Source organism: Paenibacillus harenae DSM 16969 (genome assembly GCF_000422465.1).
GTDB lineage: Bacteria > Bacillota > Bacilli > Paenibacillales > Paenibacillaceae > Pristimantibacillus > Pristimantibacillus harenae.
The window spans coordinates 149,299-171,487 of record NZ_AULV01000016.1 but is presented as its reverse complement, the minus strand read 5'-3'; the positions used below and the strand labels follow the sequence as shown (position 1 = coordinate 171,487).

At 50.8% G+C, this 22,189-nt stretch carries 16 protein-coding genes; 3 read left to right on the top strand and 13 right to left on the bottom strand.

The window, feature by feature from the left end; translation table 11 throughout:
• Positions 1-27: 27 nt before the first annotated feature.
• Positions 28-2,211, bottom strand: coding sequence for a glycosyl hydrolase family 28 protein (locus tag H581_RS33020; protein WP_051250450.1), 2,184 nt, complete (start codon positions 2,209-2,211; stop codon positions 28-30).
• A gap of 199 nt (positions 2,212-2,410) precedes the next feature.
• Here H581_RS33020 and H581_RS0104570 point away from each other — a divergent pair, with 199 nt between their 5' ends.
• On the top strand, positions 2,411-3,235 hold the full coding sequence (locus H581_RS0104570) for a helix-turn-helix transcriptional regulator (RefSeq protein ID WP_028608996.1): 825 nt from the start codon (positions 2,411-2,413) through the stop codon (positions 3,233-3,235).
• A 125-nt stretch (positions 3,236-3,360) separates the two neighbouring features.
• Here the strand turns inward: H581_RS0104570 and H581_RS0104565 are convergent, their stop codons facing one another.
• Positions 3,361-4,491 carry a glycoside hydrolase family 88/105 protein gene (locus H581_RS0104565; protein WP_028608995.1) on the bottom strand — a complete coding sequence of 377 codons (1,131 nt, stop codon included), beginning with the start codon at positions 4,489-4,491 and terminating at the stop codon, positions 3,361-3,363.
• A gap of 175 nt (positions 4,492-4,666) precedes the next feature.
• On the opposite strand from H581_RS0104565, the gene H581_RS33015 reads away from it, so the two are divergent.
• Positions 4,667-5,557: a helix-turn-helix transcriptional regulator gene (locus tag H581_RS33015; RefSeq protein ID WP_036717720.1), complete on the top strand. Its 891-nt coding sequence runs from the start codon at positions 4,667-4,669 to the stop codon at positions 5,555-5,557.
• On the opposite strand, the gene H581_RS33010 is transcribed toward H581_RS33015, so the two are convergent.
• From H581_RS33010 to H581_RS33000, 11 genes are all read right to left on the bottom strand, one after another.
• The gene (locus H581_RS33010) at positions 5,542-6,333 is read right to left on the bottom strand and encodes a response regulator transcription factor (RefSeq protein ID WP_036717717.1); all 792 of its coding nucleotides are present in this window, start codon (positions 6,331-6,333) and stop codon (positions 5,542-5,544) included. The two genes, H581_RS33015 and H581_RS33010, sit on opposite strands and share 16 nt — an antisense overlap.
• Positions 6,308-8,071 carry a sensor histidine kinase gene (locus H581_RS0104550; protein WP_028608994.1) on the bottom strand — a complete coding sequence of 588 codons (1,764 nt, stop codon included), beginning with the start codon at positions 8,069-8,071 and terminating at the stop codon, positions 6,308-6,310. The genes H581_RS33010 and H581_RS0104550 overlap by 26 nt, the downstream gene beginning before the upstream one ends.
• A gap of 100 nt (positions 8,072-8,171) precedes the next feature.
• Positions 8,172-9,743 carry a type 2 periplasmic-binding domain-containing protein gene (locus H581_RS0104545; protein WP_028608993.1) on the bottom strand — a complete coding sequence of 524 codons (1,572 nt, stop codon included), beginning with the start codon at positions 9,741-9,743 and terminating at the stop codon, positions 8,172-8,174.
• Between the two features lie 80 nt (positions 9,744-9,823).
• Positions 9,824-10,705, bottom strand: a complete 882-nt coding sequence (locus tag H581_RS0104540) for a carbohydrate ABC transporter permease (protein ID WP_028608992.1) — start codon at positions 10,703-10,705, stop codon at positions 9,824-9,826.
• A gap of 32 nt (positions 10,706-10,737) precedes the next feature.
• Complete coding sequence (locus tag H581_RS0104535) at positions 10,738-11,595, bottom strand: ABC transporter permease (protein ID WP_342663390.1); 858 nt, start codon at positions 11,593-11,595, stop codon at positions 10,738-10,740.
• 309 nt (positions 11,596-11,904) lie between these two features.
• A complete protein-coding gene (locus H581_RS0104530; protein WP_028608990.1) occupies positions 11,905-14,619 on the bottom strand; it encodes a glycosyl hydrolase family 95 catalytic domain-containing protein in 2,715 nt (904 codons plus the stop codon).
• A gap of 261 nt (positions 14,620-14,880) precedes the next feature.
• Complete coding sequence (locus H581_RS0104525) at positions 14,881-16,617, bottom strand: ABC transporter ATP-binding protein (protein ID WP_156889498.1); 1,737 nt, start codon at positions 16,615-16,617, stop codon at positions 14,881-14,883.
• A 43-nt stretch (positions 16,618-16,660) separates the two neighbouring features.
• Positions 16,661-16,864, bottom strand: coding sequence for an ABC transporter ATP-binding protein (locus tag H581_RS37660; protein ID WP_028608988.1), 204 nt, complete (start codon positions 16,862-16,864; stop codon positions 16,661-16,663).
• Complete coding sequence (locus H581_RS33005) at positions 16,858-17,601, bottom strand: carbohydrate ABC transporter permease (protein ID WP_084134461.1); 744 nt, start codon at positions 17,599-17,601, stop codon at positions 16,858-16,860. The genes H581_RS37660 and H581_RS33005 overlap by 7 nt, the downstream gene beginning before the upstream one ends.
• 3 nt (positions 17,602-17,604) lie before the next feature.
• Complete coding sequence (locus tag H581_RS0104510) at positions 17,605-18,498, bottom strand: ABC transporter permease (protein WP_028608987.1); 894 nt, start codon at positions 18,496-18,498, stop codon at positions 17,605-17,607.
• A 253-nt stretch (positions 18,499-18,751) separates the two neighbouring features.
• A complete protein-coding gene (locus tag H581_RS33000; RefSeq protein ID WP_036717713.1) occupies positions 18,752-19,609 on the bottom strand; it encodes an AraC family transcriptional regulator in 858 nt (285 codons plus the stop codon).
• Positions 19,610-19,998: 389 nt separating this feature from the next.
• On the opposite strand from H581_RS33000, the gene H581_RS32995 reads away from it, so the two are divergent.
• The gene (locus H581_RS32995) at positions 19,999-22,026 is read left to right on the top strand and encodes a beta-galactosidase (protein WP_051250449.1); all 2,028 of its coding nucleotides are present in this window, start codon (positions 19,999-20,001) and stop codon (positions 22,024-22,026) included.
• Positions 22,027-22,189: the final 163 nt, after the last annotated feature.

The following is a 22,189-nucleotide window of genomic DNA, read 5'->3' as shown; positions in this document are numbered from 1 at the left end:
GTGTTTTCCCCTTCCGGCATTTTGCGTTTAACGAATTGCGTCAACAGCAGCGGAACAAGCTCCTTTAATGAGCACATGTCGTTCGTCAGCTGCAGCTCCCGCTTCGTATAAGCGGATCAGTTCCACCTGTTCGCATTGATCCAGAATAACGAGCGGACCGTCCTTTACGCGCAGATCTATTTGCTCCAATACAAGCCGCTTCGCGTGATGGCAGACAACCCCCTGTTCGGCGGCTGCCGTAACATTGTGGACGTACAACTGTTCCAGCGGCATTTCCGGCAAACCGTTGATTAGCAGCGCCGTTTTGGCGCCGGTGCAACTAACGTCAATGATTTCGATATTGCGAAAAATCGGCGTTCCCTCGTTAACCGGCTTCTTTTCATGTTGAGCGACGCCCGAACCTTCCATCCCTTCATAGAAGAGATTAAAGGATATCGCTTCCCCTGGAATATCGATCATCCGGATACGACTGATGGATATATTCTCCACAATCCCTCCCCGTCCGCGTGCGCTTTTGAAGCGAATCCCGATATCCGTACCTATAAATGTGCAGTCCGACAAAGAAACGTATCTTACGCCCCCGGACATTTCGCTCCCGATTGTAAACCCTCCGTGTCCATGGTACACAACACAATTTTTGATTGTCACATACTCGCAAGGCAGGCCCAGCATTCTCCCTGCTTCATCCTTGCCGGATTTCAGGCATATGGCGTCATCCCCGACGTCAAATGTACAATGCTCAACGACCGCATAGCTGCACGAATCCAGGTCAAGACCGTCCCCATTCTGGCTATACCACGGATTGCGTACGGTTACGTTTCGGATTGTCACATGCTTGGAAGCCCACGGATGCAAGCACCAAGCCGGTGAATTTTGAAAGGTCGGCCCGTCCAGCAGGATGTTCCGGCATCTTCTAAAGCTCAGCAGGTTCGGCCGCAAATAATCCCGCGCCGGCATGAAGGCCGAAACATCCTTGACGCCTTCCCGGTTAAGCCGATCAACGATAGCGGACCCTTGCATCGCAGCTTCCGAAGGCCACCACATATCGCCTTCCTCGTCAGTCGTGCCGCCGCCCCTGAGCAGCTGCTTCCACTGAAGCTCCGTCATCTTCCCCTTCTTTACCGGCCTCCATGCATCGCCCCCGCCGTCAAACACACCTTTGCCCGTAATGGCAATATGCACTTGCTCCTCTGCATCCAGCGGCGATTGGCAGCGTACGGCGCCTATACCTTCATAGGAAGACGAAATAAGCGGATAATCGTCGAACATTGTACTGAATCGGACGACCGCGCCTTCCTCCGTATGAAGCTCCAGCCGGCTCGCCAGCTTAAGCGGCCCGGTCAGCCAAATTCCGGGCGGAATAATCAGCTTGCCGCCTCCCGCTTCCGAACAAGCCTGAATCGCCCGGCGGAACGCGCCGGTATTGTCCGTCAGTCCGTCGCCCACCGCTCCGAAATCGGTCAACCGGAACGTACGGTCAGGTATGTCCGGCAGGAGCACCTCCGGCATGACCCAATGCGGGATGGGGTTCTCCCGTGTCAAATAATCGCTGATCGGCAGGCCGGCGCGCATAAGTCCTTCACGCACAAGCAGCGCTATTTCACGCGCTCCGCTTTCGTTAAAGTGCGTATCGTCCTCGCTGCCGTTCGGGTAATTCGGGTGCTCGTCCGGACGGAGGCGGACGAACAACGATTTCGACCCGTCAGAACCGAGCGAAACGAGCCTCTGCCCGCTTAATGCGCACAAATCGATGCAAGCGACGCCTTCCTTCTGCGCCAGCTGCCTGACGGCCTCCGGGTATTCCCCATGAGACGGAACGAAAGTTCCCATATCGTCAAATTGACGCCGCTGCACCGGTGTAAGGAGAATCGGTATCGCCCCTGCGTCCCTGGCGGCATCGATATACATCTTCAAGTACATTTGATAGCTGCCAAACGGCTCCGTCCGGCGCTCCTTTTCCAGCTTCTGATCGTTATGGCCAAACTGGATCAGCAGGTAGTCGCCTTCCGCCATCGCATCCACGATCCGATTCAAATGCCCTTCGTCGATAAAGCTTTTGGAGCTTCGCCCATTGCGGGCTTCGTTGACGACATTGACAGAACTGGTGAAATACCGCCCGATCATCTGCCCCCAGCCTGCCATCGGCGAACGTTCTTGCGGATAAAAGGCCGCTGTGGAATCACCGGCAATAAATAAGCGAATCGGCTTCATCACGGTACGCTCCTCGTATATAAATTCAGTTGAACACTCCGCTGCACATACGATCTGTACAACGGCTTCTATACTTAAACTAGCACAAAATAAGCATACTTCTCCAAACCTTTCTTGCTTCTTTCATACAATCTTTGCTACATTTGCTCCCATGTCCCGGCATTGTTAATATGTAATTAAAAAGGGGAGGCGTTATTAAATGAACGGGCAATTTGAAATCACCTTCGTCAAGCAGACTGCCAACATCCCGATGCGGCGAACTCACTACCACGAACACTATGAAATTTATTATTTATTCGCAGGTGAGCGTAATTTCTATGTAGAAGACCGTATATTTCACCTGAAGAAGGGTTCTATGATATTTATCAAGAAGCACGATATTCATAAGACATTGGAAGGCGGCGAACTGCATGAAAGAGCGCTCATCTACTTCATTGACGCTTTTCTGGAGCAGTATCGCAGCTCCCACCTTACGATGCTCCTGTCGTCCTTTTCGCAGGACCGCCGTGTCATTGATTTCAACAATCTGGAACAAAATTATATTGAGAATATTCTATTTCAAATGAATAATGAATATAGCAATCCGAATCGTCCGGGACAGGTGTTGTATTTTGAATCGTTACTCGTTCAACTACTGCTGTTCGCATCCCGAAAGCTTACGGAAACGGTGAAAACCGTCTATACGCCGATGAACAAAAAAATAGCAGAGGTCATCGAATATTGCAATTCGAATTATTCGAAAGCGCTTACCTTAAAAGATGTGTCATCCCGGTTCTTTATTAGTTCCTTTCATTTCAGCCGTCTCTTTAAGCGATATACGGGCTTTAACTTCACCGAATATATTCTAACCCTCCGGATACGCGAGGCGCAAAGATTGCTGCGGGAAACCTCTGGCAAAGTGATTGATATTGCGCAATCCGTCGGCTACATGAACATTACTCATTTTAACCGCAAATTCAAACAGATTAGCAAAATGGCACCGCTTGAATATAGAAAAATGATTAGGGCGAATGAAAGGAAATGAATTCCAAAGAAACGGAATAATGATGAAAACGAGACTCCATTCGCGTCGACAGGCTTCACCTCCCGCCCCATTCCGAGGCCGGGAAGCGTTGTCTATCAGACCTCCTTGACATCGCGCAATGAAATTCATTCAGAAATCACTTCTTGCCCAAACAGCTTATGAACCTCCATAGCGGCAAACATAAACGGGGCTAACCCCATCATCGCGTCGCTTACGACTTTTTCGCCAATGTAATATTCATAAGATTCACCGCGGTAAGGCGACCCGCCGAGTCCCGCTCCGTCGCAGATCTGATGCAGGTGAACGCGCTTTCCGTCACTCGTTACGAGCTGGTCGAGCATACCTTGAAAACCTTTCGCCGCGACTGGCTTGAATTTGTTTGATAAATAACCGAGACGCACACCTTTGGCCATTGAGAATGTGAACATCGCCGTACCGGAGGCTTCCAGATAGTTCCCTTGATCCCCGCCCCGGTCCAATACCTGATACCATAATCCGCTCTCTCCATCCTGCACCAACGAAAGCGCCTCTGCCATGCGCTCGAAAATACCGCAAATCGTACCTCGTTTGGGATGATCGGCCGGGAAATGCTCGAGCGAATCCACAATCGCCATTGCATACCAGCCCATGGCCCTGCTCCAGAAATGTCTTGATTTTCCCGTTTCCGGGTCGCACCAGCGCTGCTCTTTGCTCTCATCCCAGCCGTGGAAGAGAAGTCCGCTTTTCGGATCGCGCGTATTCTTTTCGACGAGCAGAATTTGACGCGCCACTTCATCGAACAGTTCCGGCTTATCAAACGTCTTCGCATATTCCGCTAGAAAGGGGGATGACATATACAAACCGTCCAGCCACATTTGGAATGGATAAATCTTCTTGTGCCAGAAGCCGCCCTCATTTGTTCGAGGATGCCCTTTCAACTGCGAAGCCAGCAAATGTGCCGCTTTCTCGTAACGCAGCTCCCCGGTCCGCTTGATAAGGGAGAACAACACTTTACCTTGGTTAACTTGGTCAAGATTATATTCTTCAAGCGAATACGTTCTTACAGATCCATTCTGCTGTACGAATAGATCCATATGCTTCTTGATGTAGATAAAATAGTTATCTTCGCCTGATTCCTCTGAAAGTCTGTTGAGTGCCAGGAGCATCATCCCCGGCACATACGCCCATCGTTTAGAGAACTCGAGGTGATAGCCATCCGCTTCAGTACCCGCCATGAACGTTTCCGCCGTTTTCACAGCCCATTGCAATTGATCCAATTGAAATCCCTCCGCAGCAATTTTTTTAAACTAATTTTAACGGGAGCCCTTGTATCATTTCTACATTCATCCTCGTCTATTTTGTCTGAACTTTGCATATTTTGCTCGAATGGGGGCTGTTTGCGGATGCGTGCAGACAACGCTAAAATGGAAGAAAGGAAACGGAGGTTACGCCATGAAATATCCTCCCATACACATGGACCATATGGACGTGAAGATCCCTTTCGGCGATCTTATGCTGAACATACTTTACGTGCGATTCGGCTATTTTTACAGCTCGATGCAGGAACATGCGCACAGCAACAAAAGCTATGAGCTGCATTTCATTCCGCAAGGGCAAGGCACCTTGATCGCAAACGGCGAACGATTTCCGATAGCGGCAAACACCCTTTTTATGACCGGTCCGGATGTGCCGCACGAACAGATAACGAATCCTGAAGACCCCATGGCCGAATATTGCATTTGCTTCGAAGTGATTGGGGACATCGCCGGGGCTGACAAAACGGCGAAGGGGCAGGATCTCGCCCACATGGCGGAAATTGTCGTTCGTACGCCGTTTTGGATCGGGCAAGACACGCAGCAGATGCTGCCGTTGTTCCAACAGCTGGCGCATGAAACCACCCATCAATATATAGGCTATTATTCGATAGTCGCCGGGATCATTGAGCAAATCATTATTAAGCTTATCCGAAATTATACAAGCAATAAACCTTCGCTTCGGCCTGCACAGCTAAAAACGCTCGATGATAACCGGCTCGTCATCATCGAGAACAGCTTTCTGGGAGAATACGCAACGATTACGCTGCAATCGCTGGCTGACAAGCTCGGACTTAGCGTAAGGCAGACGGAAAGAACGCTAAAGAGCCGCTACGGCGTATCCTTTACGCAGAAGCGGCAGCAGGCGAGAATGAGCGCGGCCGCCTATTTTCTTGCGACTTCGCCGATGTCCATAAGCCGTATCTCAGAACAAACCGGTTTCGCGGCGCTTGAGCACTTCAGTCAAACCTTTAAGAATCATTACGGTATAACCCCAAGCGCATATAGGAAGCGTCACAAGCATTCGTAATCATCGATGCGCTGAGTTGGCCGTTGCATACGCTCCCTATACTCTCCGGGCGTCTGTCCTGCATATTTTCGAAATACTTTATAAAACGTGCGACGGTTCTCGAACCCCACGCAGGCTGCGATCTTCTCCAGGGCAACCTGGTTCCTGCCGGCAAGCAATTCTTTCGCTTTGTCAATGCGGCATTGATTAATGTACTGCACGAACGAATCGCCCGTCTCCTTCTTAAATAATTGGCCGGTGTAAGCCGGATGAAGATTTAAGTACGCCGCGGCGTCAGACAACGAGATATCCTTCATATAGTTATTATGAATATAGTCCTTCAGCATTTTGACATGCTCGTTAATGGAATTTTGCTCTGCATCCACTTCCTTCTCGCCAATGGTTGAAGCATGGTTATTCTGCTGTCCGATTATCTCAAGGGCCATTCGCTTCAATAATTCAATCAGCTGCCGCTCGTCAATCGGCTTCAGCATATATTCCGCAACCTGAAGCCGTATCGCATCCTGCGCGTATTGAAAGACGTCGTATCCCGAAAGGATAATGAATCGCGTGACATTCTTAACCTTTGCCTGGCGAATAAAGGAGAGGCCATCCATTTCAGGCATCTGAATATCGGTTATGATTAAATCCGGCCGGAAATAGGCCATCATGTCCAGCGCTTCCGTTCCGTCGTTAGCTGTCGCGATCCTCGTGAATGCCGTATTTGCTTGTTCAACCATGTCCCGGATCCCCGACAGAATAATAGGTTCGTCATCCACAATCATCAGCTTGAGCATGGCTGTTCTCCTCCAGCATAAGTCTTAGAGAGCATCTCGTCCATTCGCCGGGTTTGCTTTCGATGGACATTGCCGATTCTTGACCGAAATACGCTTTGACTCTTTCCGCTACGTTGTTAAGCCCTATCCCCGTACCTTGATGGAAGAAATCGACAGCCGGTTCTCCGTTTATCAATCTCCTCAATCTCGCGATCTTGTCCTGTCCGATGCCCTTCCCGTTGTCGCATACCTCGATGAGCGCGAAGCCTCGGCCTTGCGTCAGCCGAACGGCGATTTGCTTGCCTCCCTTCTTTCCGGACAATCCATGAAGCAAAGCGTTTTCAATAAGCGGCTGCAAAATAAATCGCGGGCAACGGAGCGATAAGAGGCGATCGTCCGACTCGAATTCAAAATTTAAATCACGCATACGGATTTGGTGAATCGCGATATACGAACGGATGTGCTCAACCTCTTCCTTCAGCGTCGTATCGTCCGTTTTGGATAAGCTGTATCTCAGGAGATTGCCTAATGAAAATGCCATCTCCGCCACCTTGTGATCATGGTTGGATCTGGCCAGCATTCGCATCGTCTCCAGCGTATTGTACAGAAAATGAGGCTGAATTTGCGCTTGCAGCATTTTGAAATCCGCCTCCTTCTTCATTAATTCCACCTTTTGGACGCGGTTGACCAGTTCATCGATGCGGCCGATCATCGCGTTATAGTTCGAAATAAGAAAGCCGATCTCATCCTTGCCGGGTTTGCCGGCATAGGGATTGCCGAGAAAATTCTGGCCGACCTTCCTCATGTGCCGGGACAGCAGCAAGATCCGTCTTGTCAACGACGATAAAAGCACGTAATAGAAAACCGATAGAAGAATAAGCAGCCCGGCTCCCGCACCCGCCCACCAGAGCTTGGTCCACATCGATTGAAAAAGGGTGTCCTGCCGGTTCACCTCGACGACGGTTAAGCCAAGCCGCGGCGCCCGCACCGTATTCACCAGCAGCTTCCCCCGGTCTGCCAGAAACGACTTGTCTTCCCCGCGCCGGATGGCCGCTTGAATATCCGTGAGCTGCACGGAGCCAAGCTGCATATCCCTGACGGCGTAGACAATTTCCCCCTCCGGACCGGTCAGCAGGATCGCGTTATTCGGATGCAGAGCGCTTAGCGCTTGAATAAATTCCTCGATTAGCGCCGGTTTCACCATAATTCGGAGAATCCCGAGCTCGCTGGTATACGTGTCGCTATAGAGCTTATGGTAATAGTTCAAGACGGGACCGGATGCCGAGTCAAATGATTTCTTCCACAATCCTTTGTCAGGACGGAGCCTTGTCATATCCTCCGAGCTTAGCAAGCCGCCAAGCTCCGAATAGTCCCCGAATTCAGGAACGGAGAGCAGCCGCTTCTCGGTTTTCGGATACGCCACGATCCGTTCGACCATCGGCTCCCCGAGGGAAGCGAAAGAGAAGGCGGGACTGATTTCCTTCAGGAACGAATAAATAAGCTCCCGGTCATCCGCGTAATCGCCCCGCAAAAAATCAATCAACGCGGAATTGTTCTGATAAATAGAATACAACGACTCGATTTTGGACATGCCGGCTTCGAGGTTGGCGGCTTGCTGCTCAATATTCTGCTGATTGGTTAGTTGGTATTGGGTCATTAATCGCTCATGCAGTTGATGATAAACAAAGATCGCAAAAGCAAGGAACGGGAGCACGACGAGAAACAGATAACCTATAATCATCTTGGTGCTGATGCGCATAATCGTCACTCCCCTGGAAAATAGGGTATAAAATCGAAGGAGCTCATAGGAGCGCAGCCTTTGGCGGGACTGCTTTTCCTATGAGCTTAAAGGGTTTGCGTTACTTCGTCAACGCGTCATACTTTTCCTTTAACGGACCATATTGTTCGGTCGCCCATGCCTCCAGTTTCGTTATGCCTATTTTCTCCGCCTTCTTCAGCATTTCCTCATAAGCCTTCAAAGCCTCGTCCTTCGTCGGCGCCAAATAAACCTTCGCAACCTCCGTCTTCACCATATTGTCGATATTGGTCCGTATGATCTGTTCGGGCGAGTCGGTATCCGGATTAATCATCCCGATGGCCGGGTTAAACGTTGTTATTTTGGAGTAGGCCTCCCCTTGTCGCGTCGTCTCCGATCCGCTTTTATAGGAGCTAAGAGCCATACCTACTCCGGTTTCCGTCGGCACCCCCCACCAATACACGCCTTTTTGCTTCAGAACTTCCAAGTCCTGCACGTTGTAGTTGAACTCCGGATATCCCGCTTCATTCCACGTCCAGTCCTTCCCTTCCATGCCCCATTCGGCCAGCCGCCAGCCTTCCTCCGAGTACAAGTACTCAAGGAATCTGACCGTCGCCTCCACGTCCTTGTTATCCTTCGTCACATAAACGCCGAGTCCGCCGGTTCCGGTGCTGATGACGGATGCCTTGTCGCCAAGCGGCTCGGCAAGCTGTACGAATTCCAAACCGCTTTCCTTACCGCTGGCGTTAAGACGGTCCGCGCCGGAATAAGTCCACGTATAAGCAAAACCTTTGCCGGCCAACATCATTTGCTCGGTTTCAGACTCATTCTTGTAGGCAAAATTCTCGGAAGTAACAAACCCGTTGCGGTACAAGCTGTTTATATAGAGCATCGAATCGCGAGTCGCATTCTGCCTCAGGTAATATTCGATCTTGCCGTCTTTGTCGACAAAGCCCCCCGCAGCGCCGAATTGGGTATCGAAATAAGGCCGCTGCCAGTTCGGGTTCAAGATAAGCGGCACCATGTCGGGATGCTTCTCCTTGACTGCGGCAAACACCTTATCCAAATCGTCAATCGTCTTGATGGACGGATTGCCGAGCTCCTCCAAAATGTCCTTGCGCAGGGTCAATCCGGGTACCATCATATGGGCGTAGGGATTGGCCTTCCACTCCGCTTCAGAAGAGAAATCGTTGCGGATCGCGTAATAATTGCCGTCGCTTACCGTGTTGACAAGCTCTTTGACCGGGTCGAACTTCACGCTTGGCGCGTATTTCGGAAAGATTTCATTGTAGGGCAAACTTAAATTTCCGTCCGACATAAGCTTGAAGTTAAAGGATACGACGATGTCGGGCAAATCGCCCGAAGCTACCATCAAGGCGAGCTGCTTGTCGTCGGTTGCCACCGTCACCTTTGGCTTGACGCCGGTTGCCTTCGTAATGGCCTCCGGGATTTCGCCCGTCCAGTCCTGGAACGGATACCAGGTGGCATCCACGAACATCGTCAGCTCGACAGGAGGCTTGGAGCTATCGCCGGCTCCATTCCCTGTCGAACTTTCCTCCCCGTTATTGGCCTTGCCGCCGTTTGCGGGCGCATTGCCGGCGTTGCCGCTGCATGCCGACAAAACCAATGACATCGCAGCGACCAGAACGATTAATAATCTAAAGCTTCTGTTCATTTTTATACCCCCATGATCTTTATTATTTTAAGGATGTCCTGCTATCCATCAGTAAGACAACCGAAAAACCGAATTCAAAATCAGCCTTTGACCGAGCCGAGCATCATGCCGGATACAAAATATTTTTGCAGGAACGGATACACGCCGAGAATCGGGACGATGGAAACGATCATCGCCGTCGCTTGAATCGAGAACGGCGTTACGCTGGACCTTGACATGGCTGCCGACTGAGCCTCGCCCGACGGAACCATTGTTTGATTAATCACCTGCATCATGCGGTAAGTTAGCGTTCGCAGTCTCTCATCTTGTACGAAATAAGCCGAATCGAGCCATGCATTCCATTGTCCGGAGCCGATGAACAAGCTCATCGTCGCCAGAAGCGGCATGGAAACGGGCAAAATGATTTTGGTGAAAATACGGACCTCCGAGGCGCCGTCGATCCTTGCCGATTCGCCAAGCTCCTCGGGTATTTCGGTAAAAAACGTGATTGCGATCAGAAGGAAGAACAGGTTCAGCATCCCCGGAATGACGTAGACGCCGAACGTATTAATTAAGCCCAGGCTTTTCAGCACGATGTAGAAGGCAATTAATCCCCCGGAGAAATTCATCGCCACAACGACGATAAGGAAGTAGCTTTTGCGGAAGATCAAATCGCGCTTGGCTAGTCCGTAGGCAACAATGGCGGTGAACAGGACCCCGAGAGCGGTTCCTGCGATCGTACGCAGCATCGAAATTCCGAACGCGCTGATCCACTTCGGATCCTCGAGAAAGTATAGATAGTTGCCGAGCGTAAATTGCCGCGGCCACAAATACATGCCGCCGATCGCGGTGTCCGTGCCCGCATTAAGCGTAATCAATAGGATGTAGTAGAAAGGATAGAGCGTCACGAAGACGACGATAAATAGAATAACGGATATGATCGCGTCCAGTACCCGGTCTTCCGTCGTTTTTTTATGGCGCATGATGGTTCACCACTTTCCTGATTCTTATGATGCTAGAACAACCCGGTACCCGAGACGCGCTTCGCAATGGCGTTGCTTGTGAAGATCAAGAAAACGGAGATGACCGATTGCATGAGATCGATCGCCGTCGCAAATGAAAACCGCCCCTGCGCCAAGCCGATCGTGAACGCGTAGGTTTGAATGATCTGCGACTTCTCGCTGTTAAGGGCGTTGCCAAGCAGCATGGACTGCTCGAAGTTCGATCCGACCAGCCCTCCCCCCAGCATGCTTCCGATCGTCAGAATCAACACAACGATGCTTGCGCCCTTCAGCCCCGGCAGCGTGATGTGATAGATTCGTCTTAGCCGGCTCGCGCCGTCCATCTCCGCCGCCTCGTAAAGTGACGGGTCGATGCCGGCAAGCGCCGCGAGGAAAATAATCGTCCACCACCCCGCTTCCTTCCATATCGCCGTCGAAACCGCTAGCCCCCAGAACGAGTTCGGATCCGTTAAGATATTGAGCGGTTCCTTGATCAGGTGCAGGGATATCAGCAGATCGTTGAAGATGCCGAACCCCGACGAGAAGAAGGCATACGAGATGCCGGTTACGACGACCCAAGAGATGAAATGAGGCAAATAACTGACGGTCTGCACGAACCGTTTTAGAAACACATGCCTTACTTCGCTAAGCAGGATGGCGAACAGAATCGGTATCGGGTACGAAAAAACGATTTTCAACAGGCTCAAAACGAGCGTATTGCGTACCAGCATCGGGAAGTTATAGTCGTTGATCAATTCCTTGAAGTGCGTCACTCCTGCCCAAGAACTGGTAAAAATCCCGTCGATGCCGGTCGAGATTTTATAATTTTTAAATGCGATAATGATGCCGAACATCGGAATGTAACTGAACACCAGCAGGAACGCGAGCCCGATCCATACAAACAGCTGGAAGGGGAGCTGTCTTTGAAACCGCTTTATAAATAGGTCGTTTTGAATGATTTTCGCCTCTCCTTTCGTTTTGCTTTGTGTGTGCTTCCTGTCTGCCGCTTCCTACTCAAATTATAAAAGCGCATACATTTCGTGAAAACGGTTCATTTCGCAGGTTTTGGTGTCCTTTTTCAAGGTGGTTCTTCCCTTCATGTTCACCAACTCAAAGAGCCCTTGCTTCCGGATTTCCAGTGCCAAGGGCTCTTTTAACAACCGACATGATTTTACTAGGGATTAGGCCAACTGAAATACAACCGTAACGTCAATTCCCGAAATCAGCGTCAAGCGGATATATTTTCCACGCTCTTCCTGAAGCACCTTTACAGCATGGCCGTTAATCGCGGCATCCGTCCAAGGAATGCCTGCATGTAATTTAATCATATTGTCATTCTCGCTTGAACACAGCGTAACGCGTACCGTTTTGGTGAATAAATCCCAGGTTAACTCCTTAACTTCTACCCGGGTCCTTGCCATGAGTCCATGTATGGAGCCGGTTTTCCAATCGGAAGGCAATGCCGGAAGAACCTCGATTTCGCCCGTATTCGAGAATAGCAACGCTTCATTCACTGCCCCGACGGCGCCAAACGCCGTATCCGTGCAATAGGTGTTGTTTCTCCGATTTGTATCGTGATCTGTCATTAGGGAGACGTAATAGCCGGTTTCCGTCATCATGGGCAATAGCGATGAGAGCACTCCGTCGCCATTTTTCAACCTCGCGTGGACAAGTGCCTTATGCACCCAGCCATGCCCCGCGGTCGCATCCTGCGTATTGTATTTGTCTCTGTTCTCGAGAGCGATCTTCGCGGCTTGAGCTAATTCCCTGTTGTACCTTGTTTCATAGGCCGGCCAAGCCACATAAAGATGGCTCAGATGCCGGTGATTGTTATTTTCCGTATATTCGCTCATCGCCCATTCGCGTAAAGCGCCGTCAGTGTCGTATTTGTAATCCGGCAGCAGTGAGAGCAACCCTTCCCATTTGGCGATTGCAGCTTCGAAACCGTCTCGCTTTACGGCCTTTTCAAGCATAATAACCATCTGAAGTCCGTCTCGCGCTGCCGATATATCCATGACGGCATTGGCCGTAATCGTGCTGTTATAGCCGATCGGGTTATTCTCCGGCGAATAGGCAGGAATAATCAAATACTTTTCACCGGGATTTAGCGCCGTTTTGCCGCTCTGATAGCATGAATCTCCATTTATATCCGTGTAGTATTCCGGTGTGCAAATCTGCTCCCAGAAGTTAGCCTGTTTGGTAAGCAGAGGGAGCAAAATATCCTGTTCCAGATCCAGAAACCCTCTGTTTAGGAGTTGAGCGAATTCTTCATCGGAAAGGCCCCCGTCCTTGACGCCGAGAAGCGGCCGCAGATCATGGATCCTCATGCCGGCATGAATCGGAATCCGCCGGTTGCCGTAACACTGCCAATATTCAAAGATGGGCAGTAAACACCAGCTGGCACCGGCATTCCAGTATTGAAACGGATAGTCGTTGTCATACTCCACATGCATGCCCCGGTCGCCGTCGGAGTTGACCGACACCTGCAAGGCGTCGTGCATCCCATACGCCATCCGCGCATTGTAGGCAAAGTCCGGTGCGTTTCTCAAGAAAAACGTTATATAGCCAAGCTGCGCTTCCGTTAAATGGCCCGTATTCATCGCTGCGACTTGCAAATTGACGTTGGCGTCAAGGGTGTAGATGCCGCGCCAGCCGGGATTCCATTCCCCGGTCCACATCCCGTACAAGCGGGGCGCGCTGGAGCCGCCGCTGCAGATCATGGCATACCGTCCCTGGTTGTACGCCTGCTCCATAAACGCATGATTGACTTTGGACGCCGACGCTTTTTGAGCGTTGATCAGCGCCAGGTTGTCCACGTGCTTGTCAGCTTCGTCCCCGTGAATGAAGAAGCTCACAGCGTTATATTCGGATGCGTGCTTCCGGACATGCGGCGCGAGGGCGGCGACGTAATCGAAATGACCGGATGCGTCCTTGTATTTGCCGGCAACGGCGTTCGTATTCCGATATAGTTGATCGGCGATTGCGTATTGCGGCATCCCGCAAAAATCTTCGATTCTGCCCATTTCATGCGTTCGGTCGGACTGCGTGATTAAATATACGGCATCCGCGTTCATGATTTTAATGGCAGGGTTCTTCTCGGTGCCGACGTTCATCGTTTCGTTCGTTTCCGGGAGCAGCACTCTCTTCTTAACGCCGTTTATCGCTATGACCTGCGTCAGCCCCGCGTATCCGCCACCGGCCAGCTCGCTCCCGGGATAGGAAGGATAATGCGCAACCTGCGCGATATACGCTGCATCGGGGCCGACCAACTTTTTATATTGAAGCGCCGTAACCTCGGAAGCGGCATTCTGTGCTCTGCACATATTCGAAATGTCATCGATCGAGATCACCATGTTAATTTTTGCGCCGATGGAAGATTGCGTTATCTTCGTGATCGATACGTTGTCCGCTCTGGACGTAAACGAAGTTCGAATCCATGAGCCAAGCTCATCGGTGTAGCGCACTCCCGTCTCCGCCGTTTCATAATTCGTCCACCGCTCATAGTCCGATACGCTTCCGCTATTCGTCATGCTAAGCCGGAGTTGATGACCGGGATGGTAGCTGTAAAAAAAGGTTCTTCTTCTCGTCGTGCCGTCCGGAAATGTTATTTTCCATTGGTCGTTTAAATGAAAGACGTTCCGCCTGGCTTCGGCAAGCTGCCCTGTCAACTCCTCCGGAATCACTCTGGGATGGTTGGATGGGTAGTTGAACCATATGTTTTGAAAAATAAAGCAGTCCGCATAAGGCGAACCTGAGGTGATATAACCGTTCTCGCCATTGCCGCTTACCATACCGTCACGCCATTCGAAGCCGGGAGCGGAAGCCGGAACCTCCGTGTAGGCGCTGGCGTAATTTCCTTTTTCATACATACGTGAATATGAAATTTCGGTCGTCATCTTGTTCCTCCCAATCTGCTAGTGCCAGTCTATAGAAATAATCATATAAATACAGACGGCGGTATGTTATGTACAAAGACGACAAATGGAGAGTAGAAGATGTCGCATTTTCACAGATAGACAAAAATCCAATATTAAGTTGTTTAAGTTGCATATACTTTTCCGCACCCGCTAACTCGCTCTAAAAAAAGAAGCCAGACCGCTATCTGATCGGTCCAGCCTCTAACTTGTCTAAATGTGTTTCACACGTATAGTTCTCCGCTATATAACCGCTTCCGCAGTCTCGAACTGGCTGTTGTACAATTCGGCGTAGAAGCCGTTCGCCGCAAGCAGTTCCCGATGATTGCCGCTCTCGATAATGTCGCCGTCCTTCATGACGAGAATCATGTCGGCATTCTTGATCGTGGACAGCCTGTGAGCGATAACAAACGAGGTTCGTCCCGCCATCAGTCGGTCCATCGCTTCCTGTATGAGGAGCTCCGTTCTCGTATCGACGGAGCTCGTCGCCTCGTCGAGGATAAGCAGCGGGGCGTTCGCAATGAGCGCTCTCGCAATCGTGATCAGCTGCTTCTGCCCTGCGGAAAGGTTCACTTGCTCGTTCAATACGGTGTCGTAGCCATGCGTCAAGGTCCGGATAAAATGGTCAATACCGACGGCCTTGCAGACGTCCCTCACTTCGTCATCGGTAACGCCTTGCTTGTTGAAGATGATATTTTCTTTGATCGTCCCCTCGAACAGCCACGTATCCTGCAGCACCATACAGAACTGCTCATGAACGTTTTCCCGGGGAAGCTCGTGAATCGGAACGCCATCGATGGCAATTTCTCCGCCGTTCAACTCGTAGAATCGCATTAACAAATTGACGATCGTCGTCTTCCCCGCACCCGTCGGTCCAACAATGGCGATCTTCTGGCCGGGCAAAGCGCGGGCCGAGAAATCGTGGATGATCAGCTTGCTCGGATCATACCCGAACGTAACGTTCCGGAACTCGACTTGTCCTTTAACGTCCTCAAGCATCTTCGATTTATGATTCTCGTCCTCAAGCTCTTTCTCTTCCAAAAATTCAAATACGCGTGCGGAAGCGGCAGCGGTCGATTGCAGACTTGTCGCGGCCTGCGCGATTTGCCCCATTGGCTGCGTGAACAGTCTGACATAGAGCATGAAGGCGACGATAACCCCAAACGATATGTGATCGTTCATCGCTAATGCTCCGCCGACAATACATACCGCCACATAGCCGAAGTTTCCGACGAACATCATGAGCGGCATCGTCATGCCGGATAGAAATTGCGACTTCCATGAGCTGTCATATAATTTATCGTTGATCTCGTTAAACTTTTCCTTCGCCATCCGCTCCGCATTATAGACCTTAACGACATCGTAGCCCGAGAAGATTTCCTCGACATGGCCGTTCATCGCTCCCAGGTTGGCCTGCTGGTGGACGAAATGCGTTTGCGATTTTTTGATCATCACGGTCATGAAGGCAAATCCCAGAAACGTCGACAAGATCGCCGTCAGCGTCATCCATACGTTCGTATAGAACATCATAACCAAGGAGCCGACCAGCATCGTGACGGACGTCACAAGCATCCCGACGCTTTGATTCATCGTTTGACCGATCGTATCGATATCGTTCGTGACGCGGCTTAGCACGTCGCCGTTGCTAGTGGAATCGAAGTATTTGAGCGGAAGCTTATTAAGCTTCTGCGATATGCGCGTGCGCAAGCTTCGAGATACCTTCTGCGTTACCGTAGCCATAATGTAGCCTTGGAAGTACGAGAAGACGACGCTTAATCCGTACAAGACGGCAAGCAGAATACCGATACGGCTAATCGCGTCCATGTCGATCTCGCCCATTAAGCCCGCGGTGATGTGATCCGTCATGTCTTCCAGCTGACTTGGCCCGATAATCGTAAATATCGTGCCCACGACGGACAGCAGCAGAGCTGCAGCAATAAGAGGAACGTATGGCCTGCAATACGCGACCAGCTTGCCCATTGTGCCTTTAAAATCGATGTTTGGTTTGGTTGCGGTCTGTTGTTTAGCCAATTTCGAGCTCCTCCTTCGATAACTGAGAGTTCGCGATCTGACGATATACCTCGCAAGTCTGCAGCAGCTCCTGATGTGTGCCTCTTCCCGCGATCTTGCCTTCGTCGAGAACGAGGATGAGATCGGCATCCTTGATCGTTCCGATTCGCTGTCCCACAATGAGATTGGTAGTGCCGGATGTTTCTTGCTTCAGCATGGAACGCAGCTGACGGTCTGTCTTATAATGTCTTGAGCGGTCAGCAACTGTTGCAGGAAAGTCTGGACCGGGATCAATTTCTGGTCGGTGACGAAAAAGGCGCCGGAGAACCAGTCGTTCCAATGACCCACGGCCGTAAAGAGTCCGAGTGCGGCAAGCATCGGTTTCGAAAGCGGTACGATAATTTGAAGCAGGATCCTTAGCGGGCCTGCGCCGTCCAGCTCGGCGGATTCGATCAGCGCTTCGGGAATGCCGTGTATAAATTTCAGCATGACGAACATATTCCAGGCCGAGAATAGACCGGGGATGATAAAAACCCAGAAGGTATTGGCCAGTCCCAACTTAACCAGTTGAATATAGAAGGGGACCAATCCGCCATTGAACAGCATGGTGATGAGGACATAGGTTAGAATGCCTTTTCGAAGCGGAAGCCGCTTATACGATAACCCGTATGCGGCCGCAAGCGTGACGGCAAGCCCACCGAACGTGCCGACAACCGTTCTTGCGATCGTGACCAGATAAGCATGACGGATCACCTCGTTGCCCAGAACGATTTCGTAATTGATCCAAGTGAACGAACGCGGCCAGAGATATACGCCGCCTCTTGCGGCATCCGTGCCGGTATTGAGCGAGATCGCCAGCATATACAGAAATGGGTAAAGAATCGAAATACACATCAGTACCATCAGGACAACGATAAGACCTTGTCCCACCCGTTCAAGCGCAGTCGCTTTCATCTGTCACCACAGCCCCTCTCCGTTGATTTTCTTGGAGATCGTATTCGTCGTCACGACCAGAAGTAGACCAATGACCGAGGACACCAAACCGACGGCGGTGGCCATGCCGAAGTAGCCTTGTTGGAGCCCATTGCGAAGCACATAAGTATCGAGAACGTCCGCTACCTCCTGATTCGCCGAATTCATCATCGGATAGATTTGATCCATTCCCACACTGATCAGGCTTGGAATGCTTAGAATCAGAACAATCGATATGGTTGGCATGATGCCCGGCACCGTAATGTGGCGTATCTGCGCAATTTTACCCGCACCTTCGACTTTCGCGGCTTCGTAAAGCTGCGGATCGATCGTGGAGATCGCCGCCAGGTAGAGGATGGTGTTCCAGCCGACCTCTTTCCACAATCCGCTCGAAACAATCATGGGACGGAACCAATCCGTGGAGCCCAGGAAGAAGATGGGCTCTCCCCCCAGCTTTCCTATGAAATCGTTTACAAGTCCGCCATCTAAAGTTAGAAAGGATTGAAGGATATAGGCCACCACGATCCAGGAGAAAAAGTGCGGCAAGTAACTGACTGACTGTACGAACCGCTTAAAGACCGGGTGCGTAACCTCATTAATCATTAACGCGAGAAAAATGGGCGCCGGAAAACCAAAAACGAATTTCAAAACCGAAATATACAGGGTGTTTTGAACCACTTTCCAGAATTGCGGATCATGGACGAAAGAGAAATTGTCCAGACCAACCCAGTGACTTCCCCAAATAGAAGAACCGATCGCAAAGTCCTTGAACGCGATCTGGATGCCTGCCATCGGGACATAATTGAACAGAAAAAGCAATACAACCGCCGGCAAAATCATGAGATACTGCCAGCGATATTTATACATCCTTGCGAACATTATGCGCCCCCTCCTTGTCTGTATCTTTATTCTACTTACGGATCAGACGAAGGGATACGTAACAACGATTAGATTTATATCAATTTGATAAGATGTTTGATATTTAGCAGTAGCGGACCGAGGGTATTGGGAAGAGCTGAGTTCATTTACGGCGCAATATGCCGAATAGGATTCGAATGCTTTTGTTACACAACGCGGTTAGAGATTGCATCTTCTTCAACGGATTTATCGGTCGTTTGGACCTATTAGCCCGTTAATCCGGCCGCCGCTCCGACATTGTGCCAACGGCGCCATACAACTTTCGATACGTATTCGGCGTCATGCCTTCCTTCTGGCGGAATGTGGCGACGAAATGGCTGGCGTCTCGAAAGCCAACGGCCTCCCCGATGCGGCGTATGGTCAAATCCGGCCGGGATGGAAGCCATTCCTTCGCCTTATGAAGCCGCAGCTGAATCAGATATGCGTATGCCGTCTGGCCGAACAGCTCCCGAAACCTCTCGTTCAGCTGCCGTTCGCTGATGCCGAGCCGCGTTGCCATTTCCGCAAGTCCAATCCCCGGGTCGGAGAAGCTGGTTTCAAGCCAATCCAGCAGACTCTGAATGCGTGACAGTCGCTTCGACATGGATGGCCGGTTGTCCGTCCGGGCATCGGTCCGAAGCAGTGTCAGGAAACGGTACATTTCCACCGAGCTTTGCCACCCCGACGGATCCCCCCCGGATTCGGAGAAACTCAGCATGCTATTCAACTGCTGCGAAATCCGGTCGTTGCCGGGCTCCCATTGAAACCGTTCAGCCTCTTTCCACCCCAGCTTCTGCACAAAGCTTGCAGCCATGCTCCCTTGAAACGTAATATAACCGCTGCGCCAGTTTCCGCATTTGGGCTCATACCGGTGGGGTGTTCCAGGGGTCAGAAGCACACCCGAGCATGCCGTCATTTTCCATGTTTGACCGTTGGCCGACAGCTCCCCCTCTCCTTCCCTCGTCTGAAGCCAATGGAAGCACGGATACCCGTTTGGCCTTTCAATTATTTCTTCTTCAGTATGCATTCCGATCGTTTCCAGCTGCAGGGGTAGCAGCTCCGCCTGAGAGACGGGAACTACGCGGCGCTTCATGGCAATCCTCCATATTTTTATACCCGTTTTCGGTTATTTTATATAGGATATAGCAATTGCAGGTCATACAATATGATTGTCTAATGCAGTTTTATCATAGGATACGAGGTGAGACAAGATGATTAACGTCAGTAAACCGAAAATTTGGCAAGGAGGCGATACTACCCCGATCAATGGGTGAAGCCGGCCAGGAACGAGGATTCGCGCATGTTCAAGCTTGCAGGCATCGATGCGGCGACGCTCCGTTTGGAATAATTCAAATATCATACCAGAAGAAAGCTCGGCTTCTGAGGGAGACCGAGGATATGCCGGAAGGCGGCATCGTTCCTAACGGCGTAATAGTCCTGTCTTTGGACTGAGGAAAAAGAACTTGACGGAAGGTGATCTAAATGATTTATGTTGGAGCAAATTACCACCCCCATGATTGGGCTCCCGAGCGTTGGCCGACCGATATCCGGCTGATGAAGGAAGCCGGGTTCAATCTGGTACGTCTCGGACACTTGTGCTGGGACAGCTTCGAACCGTCGGAAGGCCATTATACCTTCGCTTGGTTCGATGAAGTCATGGACTTATTCGCGGAGGCGCAGATCAAGGTCGTTCTTGACATCGCTACCCGTCCGGCGCCTACATGGCTCCACAAGAAATATCCCGCCATCACGCTCGCCGACAGAAACCGGAATCGGTTGTACGCGGTGCATCGATATTATGAAGATGTGGGTCATCCGGTCTTTCAGGAATTTGCCTACACATTCGCAAAGGTACTAACCGAACGGTATGCCAACCATCCCGCTTTGTATGCGTTCGGGTTATGCAACGAGGTAGGAAGCGGCATACCGACATTCTCGGACGAAGCTCGCCAGCGCTTCGTGCAGTGGTTGAGAACCAAATACGGCAGCATTGAACAATTGAATACGGCTTGGGCTGCTCAAAGATGGTCTCGCAAACTGAACAGCTTCGAGGATATTGAGTTCCCCGTTTCCGGAGATGTGAACGGAGCTCCGGAGAGGATGCTGGATATGTGGCGCTTCTTTTCGGACGAGCAGCTTTCCTTTCTAAGCGGATTAAACGAGATTGTTCGGAACTATGCACCCCATGCACGGGAAACGACAAACCACTGGGGAGAAAATCCTGTGCTCGGTTTTGACTATTTGAAAGGTTATCGGGAAATCTTCGATATACCGGGAATCGGATTTTACCCTGGCGTTAACCCTGAGGACAGAAACGCGCTGTTCGGGACATGCTTTACGACGATTCACCGGATCGCAGAGACGGATCAGCCGGTATGGTGTCTGGAATTCCAGACCGGCTCCTATGGAGCCTATGCACCTCCGAAAGGGGCGCTGCGCATGTACGCTTACCTATCCTTGCTGTTCCGCTCGGAAGCCGTATGCGCTTGGACATGGAGAGCGATGTTAGGCGGCGAAGAGCAGTACATCTTCGGACTGCTTGATCACGACGGACTACCCGGAAGAAAATGGGGTGAATTCCGTCAATTCGCCTATGAGATGCAGGAGCTGAAACATACGGGTTTAGAGCTTCCCTATTTGCCCAAACCGGAAATCGCCCTTGCTTACTCCTTCGAATCGTTTAAGGTGTCCCAGAATCAAAGAGGGCATTACAAAACCGCCTATCTGGATCAAATGATGCAGACCTTCCTGACGTTGTGCGAAGATAATGTCGACTGTAATATCGTGGATCTTCGCAAAATCGAGAAAGAATACAAGCTTCTGCTTGTTCCCGGCCACTGCATCATGGATGAAGAATCCGCAAATTCGATCAGAAGCTTCGTAGAGCAAGGCGGAACGGTCATCATGACGGCTTACTCCGCCAAAGTGGATGAGCACAACCGCGTATTCGGCACAACGATGCCCGGAAGGCTTAGCGATGTATTCGGCATTCGCTCCAACGCGTTCGAACGTCCGATTTACCATCATACCGATACGAATGAAGGCGGACTTCAGAAACAAAAAATGAACCTTCGGCGTGAAAACCCGAAGATCAAGATTGCCGATCACGTAGTGGATATTCCGATTACTTATTATGAAATTCTGGAGCCTGCCACGGCGAAGGTTTTGGCTACATTTACCGACTTGGAGAATGAGCTGCCTGCCATAACCGTCAACTCCTACGGCAAGGGTCAAGCGGTCTATGCGGCCGTTCCGGCGAATATTGACCTCATGCAAGCATTGTTTGCCCATTATTACACGGAGCTCCAGATGAACAAAGGACCGGAAACGCCGCAAGGCGTAGCTGCGCGTCGGGTCGGAGACTATTCGATTTATGTGAATACGACATCTTCTGTGCAGCGCGTACCCATTCCCGCACCGGGGCAAGGCGTATTGACCGGCCGAAGATTTGATAATATTTTGCAGTTAGAACCGTATGAGGTGGAAGTCTTTAAAAGGAACACAAAATGATTGGGGGTTGAGCTACTAAGCGAATCCTGAATCGACGAAACAGTGACGGTGACGAAAACAAAAAGCCGCCGTCATTGGCGGTTCCGAATTCACCGGGTAAGAACAAGCCACGGCTTTCGGATGCCGTGGCTGATGGTTTTCTTATAGGAAGAGCTTCATTCCG